This window comes from Arthrobacter cupressi (genome assembly GCF_900099975.1).
GTDB lineage: Bacteria > Actinomycetota > Actinomycetes > Actinomycetales > Micrococcaceae > Arthrobacter > Arthrobacter cupressi.
Genome location: NZ_FNEI01000004.1, coordinates 257,520 through 280,045, shown reverse-complemented (window position 1 = coordinate 280,045; position 22,526 = coordinate 257,520). Strand labels below are relative to the sequence as shown.

Annotated in this window: 1 protein-coding gene (only partly in view); it reads left to right on the top strand. The window is 69.7% G+C overall.

All coding sequences use genetic code 11. From position 1 onward, the window contains the following. Positions 1-22,526, top strand: the 3' portion of a protein-coding gene (locus BLP88_RS07150) for a Calx-beta domain-containing protein (protein WP_139163320.1). It extends 6,604 nt beyond the left edge of the window; only the last 22,526 of its 29,130 coding nucleotides appear in the window; its start codon lies off the left edge, out of view; it ends in the stop codon at positions 22,524-22,526.

Below are 22,526 nucleotides of genomic sequence, written 5' to 3'. Positions count from 1 at the left end.
TCCAGGACCTCACCAGCATCGCCACGATCGGCGCCGGTGCGGTCATCAGCGGACAAGCCGGAATCACCGTGGAAGCGATCACCCCGGCCGGCCAGCGCAACGACTTCATCGTCTGGGGGATCGCCGCCGGCGGCGGCAAGAACAGCGCCGGGGTGGCCGCTTCCGCGGGCGTGCAGATCCTCCTCATCACCACGACGGCGTCTGTCGGCAAGGGCGCGCAGCTGGACTCCGCGGCGGGAGGCGTGACAGTCCGGGCCACCGAAGCCATGGGCCTGCAGCTCATCGCGCTCTCCGGAGGCTTCTCCACGGGCAGCGGCACGGCAGTGGGCGGCGCCGTGGCGGTCAACTACCTCGAGGTGACCACCTGGGCCTTCATCGACTCCGGCACCGCGGCCGGGCAGGTCACCTCGGTGGATGCCGCCGGCACCCTGACCATCAGCGCGAAGACCACCCTCGTGCCGCTCGAACCCGAAACCCCGCTGCAAGGCAAGGTCACCCTGCCCTCCGTCACCAGCGTCGCGGTCGGTGCCGGCGCCAGCAACAGCGGCGCCGCCGTGAGCGGCTCCTTCATCATCGACATCATGTCCTTCGACACCCAGGCCTCCCTCGGCACCGGTGCCCGCGTGAACCAGGAAGGCGCAGTGGGCGGCGCCGGCCAGTCCGTGTCCGTCACCGCAGAGGACAGCCTGGAGATCGTGAACGTGGCCGGCGCCCTGTCCTTCAGCGCCAGCTCGGCCGCCGTGGGCCTGACCGTGATCGTGGACGTCATCACCTCCAACGTCCGGGCCAGGATCGGCGCCGGCTCCGCGGTCCGGGCCGGCGGCAGCGTCACGGTCGAGGCCAAGGGCGGCGAGGACTGGTTCGAACTCTCCGTGGCCGGTGGCGTGAGCGGAAGCAGTGCGGCCGTCACGGGCGCCGTGCTGGTGTTCGTGTTCAACCAGGGCGGCAGCAGTCCGGCAGTCGTCGCCTCCATCGAAGCCGGCGCCGAGGTCCACGCCCTCGGAACCGTCAAGGTCCTGGCGAGCCGGACCGCCAGCGGGCCGTTCTCCGCAGGCAACCTGGCAATCGGCGGCGGCTCGGCCGGCGTCGGTGCCTCCGCCGTCGTGATCGTCCGCAGCAGCGTGGTGGAAGCGTACGTCGGCGCCGGCGCGGACATCGAAGCCGGCGGCGCCGGCCTCACAGTGAGCGCCATCCAGTCCGGCGATTTCAAGTTCCTGGCCGTAGGCGGTGCCGGCGGCAACTCCGCCGGCGTGGCCGGCTCCGTGGTGGTCAACGTCAGCAGCGATACCACCAAGGCCCACCTCGACGCCGGAGCCTCCTCGGCGGGAACGCACACCACGGTGCTGGCCAAGGACACGACGACGGTCCTTGCGCTCGCGGGCGTGCTCACCGTGGGCGGCTCGGCGGGCGTGGGCGCAGGCGTGGACGTCGAGGTCATCACCAAGGACACCCAGGCCTGGCTCGCCAAGGACACCTCCGTCACCGGCAGCGGCAACCTCACCGTGGACGCCCAGTCCGCCGAGAAGATCACCTCCATCTCCGTGGGCGGCAGCTTCGCCGGGTCCGCCGCCGTCAACGTCAACGCCGCCGTGTCCGTCCTGTCCATCACCACCAAGGCCTTCATCGCCGACGGCACCTCCACCTCGGACGCCGCCGTCGTCGCCATGGACGGCAGCGTCCGGGTCAACGCCGACGAATCCCTCACCCTGAACGTGATCGGCGGCAACATCGCCGTGGGCGGCAGCGCCGGCGTCGGCGCCGCAGTGTCCGTGCCGGTCACCACCAAGGAAACCCACGCCTGGATCGGCAATTACGCCCGGGTCTCCGCCAAAGGCGCCGACGCCGTCACGGTGGCCACCGGCAGCTACAGCGTCACCACCAAGGACATGCGCTTCGCCCCGGCGGACGTCAACACCGGCAGCAACACCATCACCCTGGCCGGCCACGGCTTCCAGAACGGCCGGCAGGTCCAGTACGACCGCGGCTGCGACACCGGCGGCTGCGGCATCACCGGCCTGACCCACCGCGGCATCTACTACATCGTCAACGCCACGGCCAACACCTTCCAGGTCTCCGCCACGCAGGGCGGCGCGGCCGTGGACCTGCTGAGCCAGGGAACCACCGAAAACCAGCGCTTCTTCGCCACCGACGAAGCCAACGTCCAGGAAGACAACACCCTCCGCTTCAACCCGCAGACGGCGGTGTCCGGCAACCAGATCACCACCCCGTACTCCGTCAATGCCGCCAACGACGACGCCGTGGTCTACAGTTCCGGCGGCGGCGCGGTGATCGGCGGCCTCGTCGACGGCGGCACCTACTTCTACAAGAGCCTGGGCGGGAACACCTTCCAGCTGTTGAACAAGAAGAGCACCGACGGCGGTACCCCGGTTGCCCTGTCCCTCAGCGGCACCACGGGCAAGGCGCACAGCATCACCAAGTCCGGCACTGCCCCTGGCGGCGACGCCAGCGCCATGGGACCACGCGTCATCCAGGCCGGCAGCACCCCGGACTTCGGCGGCGTCGCCGTCACCGCCAACAACTCCGACAACATCGGCGCCTTCGGCGTGGCGGTGGGCATCGGCGGCACGGCCGGCGTCTCCCTCGCCGGCGCCGTGGCCGTGAACACCATCCGCACCTCCGCGCACATCGGCGCGAACGCCCGCATCAACTGCGGCGTCACGTGCGCTTCCAACGTTGCTGGTGCCAACACCGGGCAGTCCGTCCAGGTCTCCGCGGCCAACCAGTACTACCAGCTGGGCATCGCCGCCGCGGTGGGCATCGGCGGCAGCGCCGGCGTGGCCGTTCCCGTCGATGTCCGGGTGGTCAGCATCGACACGTACGCCTACATCGGCACCGGCAGCACCGTGAACGCCCGCAACAACATCGCCGTCACCGCCAACGCCAAGGATGCCGTGGTCTCCGTGGCAGCCGGCGCCGGCGGCGGAACGGTCGGCGTCGCGGGTACCGTCGCCGTCACCGTCCTGAAGCTGAACACCTTCGCCTGCACCGGCACCCCCACGGGAACCCTCGCCTTCGAATGCCTCGGCACCGGGGCCACCCTAAAGGCAGACAACAACGTGCTGGTGTCCGCCAAGGATGACACCCGATTGCTCCTGCTCACCCTCGCCGCAGCCGGCGGTTACGTGGGCGTCGGTGCCGCCGTCGGCGTCGCCGTCCTGGACAAGAAGGTGCAGGCGTACCTGGGCGCCGGCGGCGCGGTGGACGCGCTGGCCCTCGGCAGCGGAATCGGCGGTGTATCCAACGGCGCCGGGCTCAGCGGTTCCGGGACCGCCGCAGACTTCGGCCGCCAGTCCTTCTCGGGCGTGATCGTGCGGGCCGATTCGGTGGAGGACGTCTTCGGGCTGGTGGCCGCGGTGGGCGGCGGCTTCGTGGGCGTGGCAGGCGGTGTGTCCGTGGCCCTCCTGACGGTGCTGGTGAAGGCCTTCATCGGGGGCAACAGCACGGTCAACGCCCAGCCCGGGGCCAGCCCGGCCCAGGGTGTCAACGTCTCGGCGACCGACAGGTTCAAGTCGCTGACAATCGCCGGCGGCATCGCTGGCGGTTTCGTAGGTGTTTCCGGCGGTGTGGATGTCGGCGTGGCCAACAATTCTGTTCAGGCCATTCTGGGCGCCGGCGCCACCATCCACGCCGCCGGAAACGTGCAGGTCTACGCGGTGTCGGCCAAGGATGTGAGCACTTTCGCCGTCAGCGTCTCGGGCGGGTTCGTCGGCGTCGCGGCGGCCGTGTCGGTCTGGACCGTGGGCACCGCCGCCACCGGCGGATACCACGCGGCCCCCGGCGGCGACTACCGCGGCAACTGGAACTCCGGCACCAGTTACCGGCGCGGCGACGTCGTCACCGACACCGGCGACGGCAAGCGCTACTCCGCCAAGGAAGACGGCGTGCTGGGCGGCGCCTCGCCGAGGAACAACCCCGCCAAGTGGCTGGGCGAGTCCAGCGCCTTCGGCCGCGGCGACTGGTCCGCCGCCGAGTACTACAACAAGGGCGACGAAGTCCGCGACACCGTGGACGGCAAGTACTACACCGCAACCGCCGACGGCGTACACAGCGCCACCCGCCCGGGCCTGGACTCCGGCAACTGGGACGAGGGCGGCTCGCTCAACAGCATCCAGCAGGGCGGCACGGCTGCCCAGGGCGGCAGCGGCGGCTACAAGGACAACACCCTCACCGGTACCACGGCCGGCGCGGCCACCGCATGGACCAGCGCCCAGGCCTGGGACGAAGGCGCACTTGCCAGCTACAACGGCCAGACCTGGTCGGCCACCGAGGACATCGCCAGCGGCGTGGCCCTCGCACCGGGAACCGCCGGCGCCAAGTGGCGGCTCGTCTCCGGCTCGGAGACCAAGACCAACCAGCGCCTCGCCGACCAGCTGGGCGTGGCGTCGGGACGCATCTCCGCGGCGGCCCCGGCCAGCAACATCGGTAATGACGCGCTCGGCACCGTCCCCACGGGCGGGACTACCGCCACCATCAACGCGATCGTCCTGGCCGGCGGCCACGTGCGCGCCTGGGCCAAGGACCAGCTGCGGATCCTCGGCGTCGCCGGCGCCGGCGCGGTGGGGGCAGTCGGCGTCGGCATCTCCGTCCTGGTCCTGAACATCAAGAGCAACACCGACGCCGGCATCGGTTCCACCGCGCAGATCACCGCCGGCACCGGCGGCACCGGCGAAGTGTCCGTCCAGGCCGGCATGGACGAGCACTCGGTGGGCTTCGGCTTCTCCGGCGCCGTGGGCGCCGTCGGGATCGCCGGGCAGGTGGTGGTCATCAACGACCGCGGCACCCAGCGGGCCCACATCGACGGCGGTGCGCAGATCCTGCGGGCCGGCGGCGGAGTGCTTGTGGGATCCACCGCCGACCGGCACCTCGAGAACTACTCGATCGGCCTGGCCATCGGGGCGGTCGGCGCGGGCGTGTCCGTGTCCGTCGTCAACGTCTCCGGCGACAACACCGCCGAAACCGGAACAGTGGCCGTCGGCGGCACCGGCACCGTGGCCAGCTTCACCTCCAGCACCGTGGACAACATCAACGTCTACGGACTGGGTGTCAGCGTCGCCGGCGGGGCCGGGGCCATTGGTGGCGTGGTCACCCTCGTCAGCCTGGCAGGGACGGCCAAGGCCTCGGCCTCGCCGAGCGGTACCGTGGGCTCGGGCGGGGTCGCCGCCACTGCCACCGGCACCCGCACCGTGCAGGCCACCACCCTCAACGTCACTGTGGGCGGCGTGGCGATCGGCCTCACCGTGGTCCGCGCCGACTCGGCCCGGCACCTCGAGTCCATCGTGGGCGGCAGCGCCACCACCAGCGGCGCGGTCGAATCCACGGCCACCGCCAGCAACACCGCAACCGTCCGCTCCCCGGGCGTCTCGATCGGCGGCGTCACCATCGGCATCACCGTCTCTTTCGCAGAACTGTCCGGACACACCCTCGCCAAGGCCACCGGCACCGTCACCGGCGCCTCCTCGATCGACGTCGTGGCCACGGCCGCCAACAAGGCCGACACCGAAACGGTCCTGGTTTCGGGTTCGCTCCTCGGCCTGAGCGGGGCCTGGGCCAGCTCCCGGATCACCTCGGACGCCTGGATCCGGGCGATCGTGGACGGCACGGCCAGCCTGGGCTCCACTGGAACCATCACCGTCAAGGCCCAAACCCAGGGCGACGGCAACTACGCCAAGGGCATCGTGGACTCCACCAGCGGCGGACTCATCGACCTCAAGGCCATGGTGGCCGTGGCCCGCGTATCGAACGAGGTCCGCGCCACCCTGGACGGCGCCGTCACCGCGGCCGGCAAGCTGGACGTCCTGGCGGACGCGCACAACAGCAGCGAGGCACGGGTCAAGACGGCCGCCGTCGCGCTCGTCAGCCTGGCGATCGGCGCGGCGGATTCAAAGATCGACGCCGGAACCCGCGTCACCGGGGCGGGCAGCATCGCCGCCGCCGGGGCCGACCTCACTATCAAGGCCACCAGCGTCAACACCGCTACCGCCTACTCCAACGTCATCACCGGCGGCCTCCTGGGCGGTGTGGCCGTCAGCGCCCCCGTCGCGGACATCTCGGCACCCACCGGAGCCCAATGGGACGGCCAGGCCACCGCCGGACGCAACATGACGGTGGAAGCCGACGCCACCAACACGGCCCACTCCACCGCGAAGGTCCTGGCCACCGGCATCGTGGGCGTCACCGGCGCCTCGGCCCCCGCGGACATCACCACCGCCACCGTCACGTACGCGGTCATCGGAAGCGCCGCGAAGATCAGCGGCCTGACCCAGAAACTCCTCGTCTACGCCCACGCGGTCAACCGGGCCACGGCAGTTGCAGGCGGCAAGGGCATCGGTGCCGTCAGCATCGGCGTCATGTACCCCAACGCCACGGACAAGGCCATCACCAAAGCCGAACTCAACGGCGACGTGGGCACCACCCACGTGGATCCCGCCGTCGGCACCGTGGGCGACGCCGGAGCCCTCACCATCGAGGTCAAGGCCATCGGCGACGACGCCACCAACGCCAGCGTGGACAGCCTGAGCATCGGGCTCGTGGCCGTCTCGGCGTCCTCCGCCGAGGCCCGTACCGAACCGGAAGTCCGCGCCCAGCTGGGCGGCGGCAAGGTCACTGCCACGCAGGGCGTCACCGTCCTGGCCCAGTCCGTGACCGACGCCGACTCCTACGCCTACGCGGCCTCCGGCGGCGTGATCGACATCCAGGCAGGCTTCACCGCCAAGTCCTTCGCCAGCCCCAAGGTCTCCGCGATCGTCACCGGCGGCTTCGTCCAGGCCGGCGGCTTGCTCTCCATCACGGCCCTGCACGGCGCAGCGCAGGCCCCGCTGTCCGACGGCACGGTGGCCGGCATCAACTGCAACGGCGCGGACACCATCTGCTTCACCCTGCCGCACGGCATCGGCACCGGAACGACCGTCACCTACAGTGCCCCCGCCTCCTCGGTGCCGGGCGTCGCCGAAGGCACCGTCCCCAACCCCAACGCGATTCCGGGCCTCGGCGACGGACGCACCTACGGGGTCATCAAGGTGGACAACAATACCCTCCGGCTCGGCGTCGAATTCAACGCCGCCGGCGTAGTGAACGCCCAGACCGGCACCCTGCACTTCGCCGGCGGCCACAACTTCCGCACCGGCGACCGGGTGGTCTACAACTGCAACGGCGGCGGCGCCCTCGGCACCCTCCCGGTGGCCGGGCTCGCCTGCGGCAGCTCCTACTACGTCTTCGCCGTGGACGAATTCGACATCCGGCTCTCCAGCACCCCGCTCGGCACCACGGGCAGCAACGTGGTCACCTTCAACCCGAGCACGGCCATGCCGGACGGCTCAACCTTCCAGGTGGCCGACACCACCGGCCTGGACGGGCGCGCCGTGGTCTACCACGCCCCGGCCACCATCGACTTCAAGTCCAGCCTGGTGGACGTCAACACCAACGGCAGCGGGCAGCTCCAGGACAACGACAACAACGGCATCGACCACGACGGCTCCTGGAACACCATCTACGCCCCGTCCCACGGCGCCATCGACAACGCCGAGTACGTCTACACCGTGACCGACGGCCCGGCCATCGGCGGCCTGTTCAACGGCCAGCACGTCTGGATCGTCCTCGAGGACCTGGACGGCCTCGGCAGCATGTTCGCCGCCGGCAACCACATGATCCGGCTCGCCGACTCGGCCTGCCACGCCGGAATCGGACAGTACGACGCCGACCCGGGCGCCGGCGTCGACCTCCATCCCTGCACCGAGGTCATGCAGGTCATCGCCCTGGTGCCGAACACCAGCCCCGCGGGTCTGCGCGCCAACCATTCGCTGCGCCGGGTCGGCTACGAATCCATCGGCCTCGTCGAAGGCAACATGTACTTCATCGACGTCGTCAACGGCACCGACTTCCAGCTGCGCAACGCCGCCGGAACCCTGATGACCGGCCTGGACACCAGCAAGCTCGGCACCCACCGGCTGGTCAACGAAGGCATTGCCGCAGTCAGCGGCGGCACCGGCACCCAGCAGCTCTACATCGACCTGGGCGCCGGCGCCCTGGCCGGCACGCCGCACGTGATGATCGGCGTCGGCGGCCCCGGCGCACTCCTGGCGGACCCTGCCGGCTCCACCAACGGCGTGGCCAGCGCAACGTCCACGGGCATCGGCGGCGGTCTCTTCCGCTTCAGCGACGTCTTCTCCGAGGTCACCTCCAAGCCCTCCCTCACTGTGGACGTCCAGGCCGGCACGCTGCGCGGCAACGCCGTCCTGATCGACGGCACCTCCTACATCAACGTCGCCGTGAGCTCCGTGGGCAAGGGCGGCGGGTTCCTCGGCTTCGGCGCCTCCAACGCCTTCGCCGATGCCGTCAACACTGTCCTCGTCAAGATCGGCAGCGCGGCCAACATCTTTGCCTCCACGGACCTGCAGGTCACCGCGCTCGGTATCACCACTGCCAACGGCGAAGCCGTCAACCGCACCGGCGGGCTGATCTTGGGAGCGGACACCGACGTCGATCTTGAACTCGGGTACTCCGTGAAGACCGGGGTGGCCGGTACGCTCTACGCCAACCGCTCCGTGCTGATCGACGCCGCCGCCGGCTTCAACGCCAACGCGCGGGCCTCCTCCGGCTCCGGCGGCCTGGGCACCAACGCGGACGCGAATGACGACAGCGGCCAAGGCGTGCAGATCGGTCACGACTACACCGCCGAGGTGGCCACGAGCCTCAGTGGGACCGCGAAACTGCGCGGCGCGCAGGTCCAGATTTCCGCCGGCGTCGGCTCGGCCTTCGGCATCGACTTCACCGACGGCAGCATCGACGGCCGGGCGCTCGAGGCCCGCGGCGTGGCCCGCTCCGACGCGGACGCCTACGCCCTCGGCGCGGACTCCGACGCCGGCGCCTACGTCAGCCTGACGGACAGCGTGCTGACCAAGCTGGACACCGGCTCCTACATCGAAGGCGAATACGTCTTCATCCGCGCCGCCCATGAACACCTGAACCTGCAGGCCGACGCGAACGCCAACTGCGGCTGCGGCGGTGGCGACACCGACGCCCGCGCCTACGTCTCGTTCAACGGCAACTCCGCGGTCCAGGGCCTCGATGAATCCGTGATCCGCACCGCCGAACTGCACGTGGCGGCCCTGCAGTACTTCGACCGCCTGTATTACCACGCACACCGGTCCGGCGGGCTCTTCGACTTCGGCAGCGCCGACGGCGACATCCACTACCAGCCCCAGCGCGACATCCTGTGGGAATCCACGGTGTACCTGCTAGGCGAACCCAACCCGGTGCTGATCGTGGACGCCAGCGGCAAGATCATCGCCAAGACCTACAACGTGACCGTCCGCTCCACCCAGTTCGGCCCCGCCCTGGGCATCGGCGACACCGTCTCCGGCCCCACCATCTGGATCGACCCGATCCTCTACGACGAACTGCCCGCAGCGCTCTTCGAGGCCAACAACGCCGGCGGCGAATGCGACGCCAACTGCAACGGCCTCATCCACGGCAGCCTGGGCATCTTCTCCATGCAGGAAACCTGGAACTCGGTGCTGATCCGCAACAGCTCGGACAAGAACATCTTCCTGAAGGGCACCACGGACCCGCAGAGCGTCTCCATCAACACGCTCAATTCCCACCTGACCAGCACGCCGGAAGCCGTCATCAGCGTCTCCGTGGACAACGGCCCGCACGCACCCCCGGCCACGCAATGGTTCTGGCACGTGCACCACATCTTCCCGGCCACCGGCGTGGTGATCGAAAGCCTCCGGCCCACGGCCACCACCGGCTTCGACCTCACGATCGACGGTGACATCCGCAACCGCATCGGCAGCACCCGCCTCACCAACCAGCGCGGCTCCATCCTGCGCGGCAACGACGCCGGCACGGAGACGTTCTACAGCAACACGATCACCCTGGACTCGGAGTCCGGCTCGCTTGGCGCTGTCTCTGCAGGCACCGTCCCGAACCCGCTCATCCTGGTCCTCCTCCAGATTTTCCACACCGGCGAGCCCGGCGTCCCCGCGGTCCTCAAGCCCGTGGGCCTGGACGCCGAAGCAGGCCAGGACCTCTACCTGGACCTCACCGTCCTCCGGCGTGATTCCCTCACCGCCAACCCGGCGCCCATCAACCCCGTCATCGGCCCCATCAAGGCCGGGCGCGACGCCGTCGTGATCCTGCGCGACAGCGCCGAAGGAGTCAACGGACCCGGCATCGGCGACATCAACGTGGACATCTACACCCCGGACAACAAGCCGGCACCCTACGGTACGGGCAGCGTCCTCGAAACGGTCCCCACCACCTGCTACTTCCGGCCCGACGGCGCGTCCTGCACCGGCGGCACGGACACCCCCGTGGTGGTGGGCGGCGCCGTCGTCGCGGTCGCCTTCGGCTCCGACCTCACGCCGATCAACGCCAACTACACGTTCAGCGACCTCCGCGCCGGGCACAACATCGCTATCTTCCACCCGTCCGCGGCCACGGCCATGACCATCAAGGCCTTCACCGACGTTGACGCCCAGTGGATCGACGACGAGACAGGCGCCACGCACGGCGTGACCGACGGCTCCGGCAAGACCGACGTCCTGAACAACGGCAACATTTGGGTGATCGAGCAAAGCGGCAAGGGCGACCTGCGGGTGGGCCACATCCACGGCACCGGCCTCTGCACCGGCGCCGCCGCGCTGTGCGCCACCCCGATCCCGGCCGACGTCCGGCTCGACTCGCCGGCCCGGATCCTCGACGCCGAACTGGACAGCGGCGTGCTGGACACCGACGACGACGGCACCCTGGTGGACGCCTACGACCTCGACGTCAGCGGCATCGCCAACGGCATCGACGTCACCGGCCGCAATATCACCCTCACCGCGGGCGACAACGGCCTGGGCGAGGCCGGCAGCGTCTCCGGCATTGGCGGCATCGGCCTGCCGGACAACTTCCTGGAGATCCAGGTGGACGCCGTGGGCGGCTTCCCGTCCGTGGCCAAGGGCCTGCTCAACGCCCACGACCTCGCCGCAGACGACGACAAGACCCTGGGCATCTACCTCGACCAGGTGGCCGGGGACCTGCGGATCGGCGTCGTGGAAACCGCGGGCGATAGCAGCCTGAGCACGGGCAACGTGTCCCTCCGCAGCCGGGCCGGCTCCATCATCGACGGCGCCGCCAACGGTGCCGGGGACGCGGCCGCCGACGTGCTCGGCCAGACGATCGACATCGACGCGCACGGCGGCTCGATCGGTACCGCTGCCAAGGACCTGGACATCGATTCGCTCCGCGGCTCGCCGTTCGCGTGCACCAACGCCAACTGCGCCAACAACTCTGGTGGTGTCTCCGACGGGACGTCCGACGCCGGCCTCGCCGCCGTTGCGGACGACGTCGCCCTGGAAGCCGGCACCGGCATCTACCTGACGGAAACGGACTCCTACCTGCGCCTGGTCCTGGCCCACGCCGTCACCGGCAACATCCGCATCACCGTCCGCGAAACCGCCGAACTCGATGAGGACCTGTTCCTGATCCGCGACGGCAGCGCCAACTTCGCCGAGGACAACACCACCGTCCCGGGCAACGACGCCGACCACCCGCGCACCATCCCGGCCGGCACCGTCTTCGCCGAAACCGGCGGCGTGCAGCTCCGCGTCGGCGACGACGTGACGCTCCACCAGAACAGCCAGATCCTCGCGAAGCTCGGAATCGACATCCGCGGCGACTTCGGCAACGCGGACACCGGCGGCACCCTCGCCGTCCCGGATCCCGAGTACGGCAGCAGCATGATCCTGCGCGGCCGCATCATCGCGGACTGCACCGTCACTCCGGGCGACTCCACCGGCGACCCGATGGGCGCCTGCGCGCCGAGCACCGCCAACCCGGTGGCCGGCCGCCAGGTGCACGTCTGGGGCGGTTCCGACGTCGACATCATCCAGCTCGGCGACCCGTCCGGACTGGACCTCGCGCAGACCACCAACCCGGCCCTGAACAAGGAACAGCAGGGCGACCCCGGCTACATCTTCCTGGGCTCCAAGACCACCATCCACGGCAACGCCACCACCGCCTCGAACACTGCGGACGGCGAGGACCGCATCACCGTCTGGTACCTGCAGTCCATGAACGTGGTCACCAGCCCCACCGGCCTCGCTAATCCTGCCCTGACGGGCACCGGCGCCGGCCACACCCTCACCCTCGACGGTCAGGGCGAGTCCGACCACTACGCCGTCTACACCAACGGCAGCCACGGCAACATCCGCAACTACGTCATCAACGTCCTGGACACCGGCGCCCCGGACGCAGGCGTGGACGAGCTCACCATCCACGGCTACAACAACACCGCCGCGGCCTACAACGGCTACGTACCCGGCACCACCCGGAATGCCGCCACGGACGACATCTTCCTCCTGCGGGCCCTGAAGTGCATCGACAACGCGAGCCCCTTCGACCTTGGCACCGGTGTCCCGAGCAACTGCCTGAGCCCGACCGAGACGGCGGACCACCCGGCCTTCATCGCCCTGCTCGCCGGCAGCCTCGCGGCGGACGGCGGCATCGGCTCCTACCGCGACCGGATCGCCGGCAACGAACCCAGCGCCCTGGTCCAGCGGATCAACTACGACACCGCGCTCAACGGCCGCATTACGGTCTTGGGCGAGGGCGGCAACGACGCCTTCTACGTGGACGACACCTCCGCCACCATCACCCTGGACGGCGGCGCCGGCAACGATGTGTTCCAAATCGGCCAGATCTTCGGCTCCCGCCGCGGCACCCAGAACGTTCCCGACGGCGGCGCCCTCCTCCCGGCCGACACCTTCCCGGCGCTGGTGCCCACCACCCGCGGCTGGCTCAGCCCCGGAGCGCACGCCCCGCTGCTGGCCACCGGCGGCACCGGCAACGACCAGTTCACCGTCTACTCCAACCAGGCCGAAATCCAGCTCAACGGCGACGACAACAACGACATCTTCATCGTGCGGGCCTTCGCGGTGGCCGCCGTCTGCGACACCGATGCGGACAGCATCGCCGGCTGCGGCCTGAGCGATGTGTCCTTCGCTCCGGCCGGCGGAACCTTCCCCACCACTGCGGCGTTCGGGTCCTGCGTCATCAACGCCGGCTACACCCGCTACGACCGCAACGGCGACGGCGTCTGCAACAATGCCGACGCCCACACCACCTTCAACCACCTGCCCGGAAGCAACATCGACCTCGACAACACCATGTGGGAAGACGACATCATCCCGCTGGACCTGAACGGCGTGGCGGTTCCCGTGATCGGCCTGGGCTTCTCCACCTCCCGGCCGCTGGACATCCGGGCCGGCGGCGGCGAGGACGAGGTCCAGTACAACGTCAACGCCCCGGTCAACTTGGACGGCGGCACCGGCTTCGACAAGTTGGTGGTCCTCGGCACCGAGTTCGCGGACGACTTCGCCATCACGGACAAGGGCATCTTCGGGGCCGGGCTGAACGTCAAGTACACCACCATCGAAGTGGTGGAAGTGGACGGCCTGGAGGGCGATGACCAGTTCTTCGTCCAGTCCACCGCCTACGGGGTGGCGTACCGGGTGATCGGCGGCCTCGGCTCGGACATGATCAGCGTGACCGGCGACGTCACCGCGGACATCGTCACCCGCGAACTCGAGGGCCTCAGCGGCGCCGTGGACCACATCGTCACCTCGCCCACCGACCCCGGCTACGACGGCCTCACCGCCGACGGCGTGCCCTACAACCTGGCCACCCAGGACCGCGGCATCGTGGTGATCCGCGAAGGCACGGGCGGCACCCGGGTTCGTGAAGGAGCCGCCGGCACCGCAACCATCAAGAGCTACGCCTACTACACGGTGGAACTCGCGGTGGTCCCGACGTCGAACGTGTACGTGACCGTCTCCGCCGCCCTCCCGCCGTCGCAGGAAGCGGACGGCAGCCTCGCCAACCCGGCCCCGCTGCCCAACGGCCTGGGCGACACCGTGTGGCTGTGCGTGGGAACCACGGACACCCAGTGCGACGAGCTCTCCGAGTTCCAGCGGCACTACGTAGTCAACGGCGTAGTGGTGGACGAAGCAGGCCGGGCACTGACCCTGACCTTCACGCCGGGCACCTGGAACACTCCGCAGCGCGTCTACCTCTGGGCCGTGGACGATCCGCGCGCCGAAGGCGACCGCACCGTGGTCCTGCAGCACAGCGTGATCAGCCAGGACACCCGCTTCCACCGGGCCGCGGTCCGCCAGGTCAACGCGCTGGTCTACGACAACGACACCCCGGGCGTGTACGTCACCGAGGTGGAACCCGGCGGCACCGCCACCGACGGCCGCACCGTGGTCATCGAAGGCAGCGCCCTGACGCAGCGCACCGACGACCTCCTGCTCAGCCTCGCCAAGGCACCCGCCGGCCACACCATCTGGGTGAAGGTCTGGATGGACGCGGACAGCCAGCGCCTCATCCAGCTCGACTTCAGCCTGGTCCCGGCCGGCCGCTGGATCGCCTTCTCCGACGGACACGGCGGCACCTACTACTCCGTCAGCTTCGACTCCACCAACTGGAGCACCCCGCTGCGGATCGTGGTCAAGGCACGGTCCAACAGCGACGCCGGCGACCCGCTGACCGCCGTCGTCAACTACGAACTCGACACCCTGATCACCACACCTGCCGCGGCGGCCGCGTACCCGTTCCCGAACCTGCGCAGCGGCCCGCAGCGCACCGACGTGCTGGTGTACGACGACGAGACCCCCAACGTGGTCAGCCTCCCCACCGGGACGGACACCGTGGTCATCAAGTGCGGCAACACCGCCTGCACCATCCCCGGCGGCACCGACGGGTACACCATCCGGCTCACCAGGGCCCCCGCCGGTGGCGCCGGCGGCACCGTCCGGATCGCGCTGATCCCGGACGGCCTGGTGGACGTGGTTTCGGTGGACGGCGTGGCCGTCACCCCGGCCGACTACGCGGTGGTGGGCGGGGACATCCCGGCCCGCGCCTTCCAAGGCGCACTGGCCATCGCCGGGGCCACCATCAGCCGGGCCAACGGCAGCGACCTCGGCAGCTTCCTCGACGAAGGCTTCGCCGCCGGCCAGCGGATCACGATCTCCAGCTGCGGCGCGACCATCTTCACCGTCCTGTCCGTCAGCGCCAACGGCAAGTCCATGGTCCTGTCCTCCGCCCCGGCCTGCGCCGGCGGCATGGGCATCAGCATCAACCGGATCACCCGCTCCGGCGCGTGGGACGGCACGGCCACCACGGAATTCGTGAACGGCGCCTGGCGGCTGGTCCGGCCTGTTGTTGGACCGACGGGTGGCAGCTGGCTCGCCGACGGCTTCAGCGAAGGCCAGTGGGTGCAGATCTGCCAGGCCGGCACGTGCATCCGGGCCAAGATCGCCGTGATCCGCGGGGACAACGCCGGGCACGACGAGAAGCTGGAACTGCGCAACTTCGCCCTCAGCGGCGACTCCCTGGCCGCCTTCGGGGCCGGCGCCTTCACCGTGGTGCGGATTGCCGCCATCGTGGACTTCACGGCCGCCAACTGGTTCCATGAACAGTTCATCGAACTCCGGGCCGATGTCGCCTACGAACAGCCGCTCCAGCGGCAGGGCGTGAAGATCTTCCCGGCCGCCCAGCACCTGGTGTCCCGGCTGCGCGGACCGCTCGCCGTGGAAGGCGGCGTCACCGGCGCCGACCGCTCCCTCCAGCTGGGCCTGAAGCTCCCGGGCGAACAGGACGGCCCGCTCTTCGCGATCGCCACGCAGGCACCCGAGTCCAAGCAGATTGACATCCTGAACATCTACAACGACTCCTCGCAGGCCAATGGCCGCGGGGCCATGAACAGCACCTCGCTGCGCGGCTTCAGCATGGCCAAGGACCTCGACTTCGGGGCAGCCTACGGCGGGGCCGAGGGCCAGACCTTCGGCGAACCGCAGGTGTTCCCGGGCGGCATCAGCTACGGAACCGTTCAGTTTGTGGATGGCCAGTTCGTCACAAGCGGCGCCAAGTCGACCATCGAGATCTTCAACCTGATGCTCGGCACCGGCAACGACCACCTGGACATCCAGGGCACCCTGCAGCCGGACGACGCCGTGAAGCTCACCGGCACCGTGGTGCTGGCACCGTCCGTCGGCGAATACGGCTCCACCCACCGCATCAGCCGGCCCGCCCCGTTCGACTGGAAGGCACAAGGCTTCCTGACCGGCCAGCCGGTGACCATCAGCGGCCTCGCCGGAACGTGGAAGGTGCTCGGCTTCGGCGACGACGACCCGGCGGACACCACCGACAACACCGTGATGTACCTGCTCCAGCTCACCGGCCCGGTGGTCGGCGCCTCCACCGCTGTGCGCACCCTGGTGGCCGCGGACGTGCCGGTCAGCGTCACCGGCGCCGTCACCACCGTTCCGAACGCAGCCAACGACGGCGGAACGGTCACCCGGGCGTCCGGCAGCTGGATCGCCGACGGCTTCGTGGCCGGCCAGTTGGTGATGATCCAGGGCGTCACGGGCGCCTGGCGGCTCACCGCTGTGACAGACCTCGTCCTCACCCTGGGCCGCGGAGACCCGCTGCCCGCCCTGAACGGCAACCGCACCGTGTTCGTCCCCGGACCGCACGGCGGCCTCACCACCGTGCACGGCGGCGGCAACTCCTTCATCCGGAACGCCTTCGACATGCAACGCTCCGCCCCCGGCGCCGGTGCCCCTGCGGGCACGGGCCTGGTCCTCACCCGCCAGGACGGGCTGCCGTGGGCACTCACCGACTTCCTGCCCGGCTCCGGCTACTACGCACTGGATCCGTACGGCCACGGCCCGCAGCACATCCAGCTGGCGGGGGAGTCCTTCACCCGGCTCATTCTGGGCTTCGGCAATGCTGCCTGCCCCTTCGCCGATCCGTTCCCGCACTGCGGCGAAGGCTCGGTCATGTACCTCTCCGGGCCCGTCTACGGCGGCCCGAAGGCGGTAGTCCCCACGGACGTGCACGCGGCCAAGCCCCTGGCGCTGACTGCCAGCGGCACCATGCAGCTGCACACTGACTACCTCGTCCGGACCGACGGCGGGTCCTTCCTGGCCGACGGCTTCAAGGCGGGCATGCAGGTGCGCATCAGCGGCCTGGCCGGGCCCTTCACCATCAAGACCCTGACGGCCACCACCATGACGTTCTGGAACGCGGCCCTGCGGCCCACCGTCCACCTCAACGCCGCCGGCGCTGCGGTGTGGGATGCGCCGGTCTTCACGGTGGCCGGCAACGACCCGAACCGCGACGGCGGCCTCCTGATCGGCGGCGACACTATCACCGTCTGCAGGCTCGCAGCCCCGGTCATCGACGGCACGGCCGTCCCCTGCGACCTCGACGCGACCGCGGGTCCCGGCTCACCGCTGGTGGTCTACGGCGACACCAGCCAGGACGGCGTCTGGTACTCCGGCCACCCGTACGACGTCCTCGGCATGGAATTCGGCCCCAAGCCCTTCGACCCCTTCGTCAACATCCCCGACGCCGGGAACGAAGACGACGAATGGATGCTTGGCCTGGCCAACCCCTACGACTACGCCGGCAACGACATCATCGACGCCTCCGGCCTCTTCGCCCACTTGCCCGCAGGCCAGCTGCCCACCGTCGGCTTCACGGCCTACGGCGGACTCGGCGACGACCTCATCATCGGCAGCCAGGCCGGCGACCACCTGGCCGGCGGCTCGGGCGACGACGAAATCCGCGGCCAGCGCGGCGTCGACCACATTTACGGCGACTCCGGCGTCAACGTAAACGTCTTCACCCGGGCGCTGGACATCGCCGTCGTCGACCGCAGCCCGCTGCCGTCCGTCACCGGCGCCGGCGTCCTCAACAACGGCACCACCATCCAGCCCTACCCGTCACCGGTCCGCGACGACCTCCTGGCGGCGGGCCGGGACCTGCTCTTCGGCGAAGGCGCCGGCACCGTCGGAAGCGTGCCGGAAAGTGCGTACGACGACATCGTCTTCGGCGACCACGGCGCCGTGATCCAGGACGTCGCGGACCCGAACGAACCGGACGTCCGCCTGCAGAAGATCCAGACGACGGCGCTCGCCTCCGTCCTGGCGGTCGAGTCCCGCAACCTGCAGCGCGGCGCGGACGACATCCTCTTCGGCGGCCTGGGCCGGGACCTGCTGATCGGCGGGGCCGGGCACGACATGGCCGACGGCGACGACGCCGACGACATGGTCCTCGGCGACAACGCCTCCCTGCTCCGGACGGACTTCCTGAGCTTCCACTTCCAGACCCTCTGCGGCACCCTGCTCTACAGCCGCAGCGACCAGCCCAACGCGTGCGGCGGAACAGTCACAGAGGACAACAGCGGCCTGCTCCTCGTGGACGGCACCCCGCGTGCCTACCGCGATCCGGACGGCGCCCCCTGGTGGGCCGAGTACGACGTCACGAACCTCTTCCACGACTTCGCCTCGGACGAAGGCAGCAAGTGGGCCGGCAGCTTCGGAAACGACTACCTTGCAGGCGGCGCGGGCCACGACGTGATCCTCGGCCAGCTGGGCAACGACGTCATCCAGGGCGACGGCGGCATCGAGCAGGCCTTCGCGCGCATGGTGGACGACCCCACGATCACCCTGCATGCCGGCGCCTCCCGCACCCCGCTGGGCTGCACCGGCGCACCCGGCAACGTGGTTTGCGACTTCACCGGCGTGCTCGCCGTCGTCGCCTCCTTCGAAGCCGCCACCGACGGCGAGGACTACACCGAGGGCAACGCCGGCAACGACGTGGTCTTCGGCGGACTCGGCCAGGACGACATCGTGGGCGGCAGCAGCGACTTCTTCTCGCTGGTTACCCCCGAGCTCCGCCCGGACGGCCTGCCCTTCCCGGCCTTGGCCTACCTGCCCGGCGATGACCGCGGCGCGGACCTGCTGTTCGGCGGTGCCGGAACCCAGATCGCCATGAACAACCAGGTGAGCGGCGTGCCCGGCACCCCGGGCCAGCCCGGCGGCATCCTGGCCGACAACACGCTCCCCGCCAACATGCATGCCCGCGACGCCGACACCATCGTTGCGGACAACGGCCGGATCATCCGGATCGTGGGCACCAACCACACGGACATCAACCCGGCCGGTACCGCCGGCGCGGCCAACTACGTCACCTTCAACTACGACAACTACGGAACACAGCGCATCGTGGTCCGCGGCGTACATCTGCTCGACTACACCCCTGGCGGCCCGGACTTCGTCCCCGCCAACTTCGGCCAGGGCGCCGGCTCGGACTGCAACGGCTCGCCCACCCAGCCCACCTGCTCGATCGTCCTGGACACCGCCACCGGCACCTGGAAGTACACGCAGATCGGCGGCCGCGACGAGGTCCACGGCGAGTCCGGCGACGACACCGCCTACGCCGGCGCCGACCACGACGCGCTCTACGGCGACGCGCAGGACGACGACCTGATCGGCGGCTGGGGCAACGACTGGATCTCCGGCGGCACCGGCACCGACGGCATCCTGGGCGATGACGGCCGGATCTTCACCAGCCGCAACACCGGTTGCTCGGTCGCCTCCAGCGCCGTGTGCACGCAGCTGGGCGAGCCGCTCTACGGCGTCTACAAGTTCCGCTCCGTGGACCCGGACACCCGCACCAGCCAAGGGGATGTCCTCAACGAGGCCATCTACACCCCGGGCCGCGTGCAGACCGCTACCATCAACGTTGCCGGGCAGCTGGCCAAGGCCGCGGACCTCACCCCGTACAACCTGGGCGACAACGTCAACGCCAGCCAGCATCACGTGGCCAACCAACCGCTCTTCGACGCCAACAACTCGGACGACGTCATCTTCGGCGGTTGGGGAAACGACTTCATCCACGGCGGCGCGGGCGACGACGCAGTCTCCGGCTCCGAGGCGTTGGGCACCTCCTACGCCCAGCACTTCGACGCCGGCGGCAACCCCGTGGGCCTGGAACTGATCGACTTCCTGCACCCGTACAACCCGGGCGATGTACTGCACTTCGGCGCCGACACCAACGCCTGGCACAGCAACAACCACAACATGGGCCGGCTGGGCGAATTCCTCCTCTACGACGAATACGATCCGCGCCGCGCCATCCTCTTCAACGCCGACGGCAGCGTCTGGAAGGGAACCACCCCGCCGTGGACCCGGCAGTTCTTCCTGAACAACGACGCCGCGTCCGGCAACTGGGTGACCGCCTGCATCGCCGTCGACAACCAGGGCAACTGCACCGGAACCATCACCAACCAGCCCTCCGACGGCGACGACGCCATCTTCGGCGACCTCGGCAACGACTGGTCCGTGGGCGGCACCGGCCAGGACACCATCTGGGCCGGCTGGGGCAACGACCTCTCCAACGCGGACGATCTATTGACCACCAACAACGGCCTCAACGACGCCCCCGACGGCGTGAACTCCAGCTACCAGGACCGCGTCTTCGGCGGTGCAGGCCTGGACATCCTGATCGGCAACACCGGCGGCGACCGGTTGATCGACTGGGTGGGCGAATTCAACAGCTACCTCGTGCCGTTCGCACCGTTCGGTATCGCCACGGTCAGCCGCCAGGTGGAACCGCAGCTGCCCATGTTCCTGTACGCCCTCTCCCGCAGCCAGGGCGCGGACCCCACCCGGGCCACGGACACGGGCAACGACCCCGTCCGCAACGGCGAGCCCGACGGCGAACTGGGCCTCATCACCCAGCACGACCACGGCCAATGGCAGACGCAGACCGGCGGACCCACGGACCCGCAGGCCGGCAACATCCCGGGCGGCCGCCGCGACACCCTCCGCGGCGCCGACTTCAACGACGGCACACTGCAGGGCTTCGCCACCGACTCCGGTGCATTCGCCGTCCAGAACGGCCTGCTCAAGGTGACGGCCGCAGGGCCCTCGCAGGACGCCGTCGCCGTCTGGTACTCGGACGCCTACAAGTCCGTGTACTACGAAATCGCGGCCAAGATCTCCATGGACAAGGCAACCGGCGGCTGGAAGGCCAACGCGTTCATCATCTTCGACTACTTCGGCCCGGAGGACTTCAAGTTCGCCGGCATCGACGATTCGATCAACAAGATGGTGATCGGGCACCGCAACGCCTCCGGCTGGTGGTACGACGCCCAGGCCTCGGTGCCCGGTTCGGTCAGCCCCGGCAGGTTCTACGAGCTGAACGTGGTGGTCAACGGCTTGGTGGTCACCGTGACGGCCGACGGCAAGAACGCCTTCAGCCATCAGTTCCCGGTGCGGTACGTCGACGGCGACGCCGTGGCGCTCAACAAGGGGCTGGTGGGCTTCGGTTCGCAGCAGGCCCAGGGCTGGTTCGACAACATCGCCCTGACGGTCATCTCCCCGGAAATCTCGCTGGACCGCACGGAATACTTCGACGACGGCACGGCCGAGGCGTTCACCCCGGCGGCCGGATCGTGGAGCATCGACACCGGCCGCTACCTCGGCACGGTACGCAACGGCACGGCGCTAGTAACCGCCCAATTCGGCAGCACCGGGATCGACCCCCTGTCCTACGTGGAGGTCGAGGCAACGTTCCGGGCCGCCGGGGTCACCGGCATCGTCTTCGACTACTACGCCGCCAACGACTACAAGTTCGTGGTCCTGGACGTGCCCGCGCAGCGGGTGCTGATCGGGCATGTGAGCCCGCGCAGCGGCTGGGTGGTGGACCAGGCCGTCGCACGGACCATCGCCGCCGGCAGCGAACAGACCCTCAACCTGGTGCTCAAGGCCACCGTGGCCACGGTGACGCTCAACGGCCAGGTGGTCACCAGCCGCTCCTTCAACTCCGCCGTCGCTGACGGCCGCACCGGCCTGCTGGGCAGGCCAGCATCGGACGCGGAGCCGGCGTCATTCAACAGCTTCCGCTTCCGCACCGACGATGACCAGTTCACCCCGCCCGCCGTCATCCAGCGCGAGGTGCGGATCGGCGACGCCACCGTGGTCGAGGGCAACAGCGGGGCCAGGACGGTGGCCCTCACCCTGACGCTCAGCCAGGCCCAGGCCATCCCGCTGACGCTCAGTTGGCGGACGGTGGCCGGGAGCGCGACGGCGGGAACGGACTTCCTCGCCGCGTCCGGCACGGTGACCTTCGCGGCCAACAGCACGACGGCGACCATCACCGTGACGGTCTACGGGGACGCTGTGTTTGAATCGGCCGAGCAGTTCATGGTCCAGCTCCTGGCCGGGCCGGACTTCAACCTCGCCGACGGCTTCGGCCAGGTGACCATCAGCAACGACGACGCCGCGCCGGCCGGCGGTGCCGCCGCGGGCGGTGCCGCCGCCACCACGATGTCGTCGCCTGGCACTTCTTCCAGCTCCACCACCCAGTCCGCCTCCACTGAGCCGGCGCCCGCGGCGGCGTCCTCAGATGGCCCGCTCACCGTAAACTACCTGCCCGACGGCGGCTTCAGCTTCACCGTGCAGGGCGCCAACAACCGGGACTACTACACGGTGCGGATCGTCTGCGGGGACTACTCCACCACCCTCACCGTGGTGATTGGCGCGGACGGTACCGGCACCACGCAGGCCGTCTACCCGCCGTCGGGCAGCTGCACTGCCACGCTGGAAATCCCGAAGCAGATCAACCGCTCCCGGGTCCTGGCCACGGTCACCTTCACGGTGTGA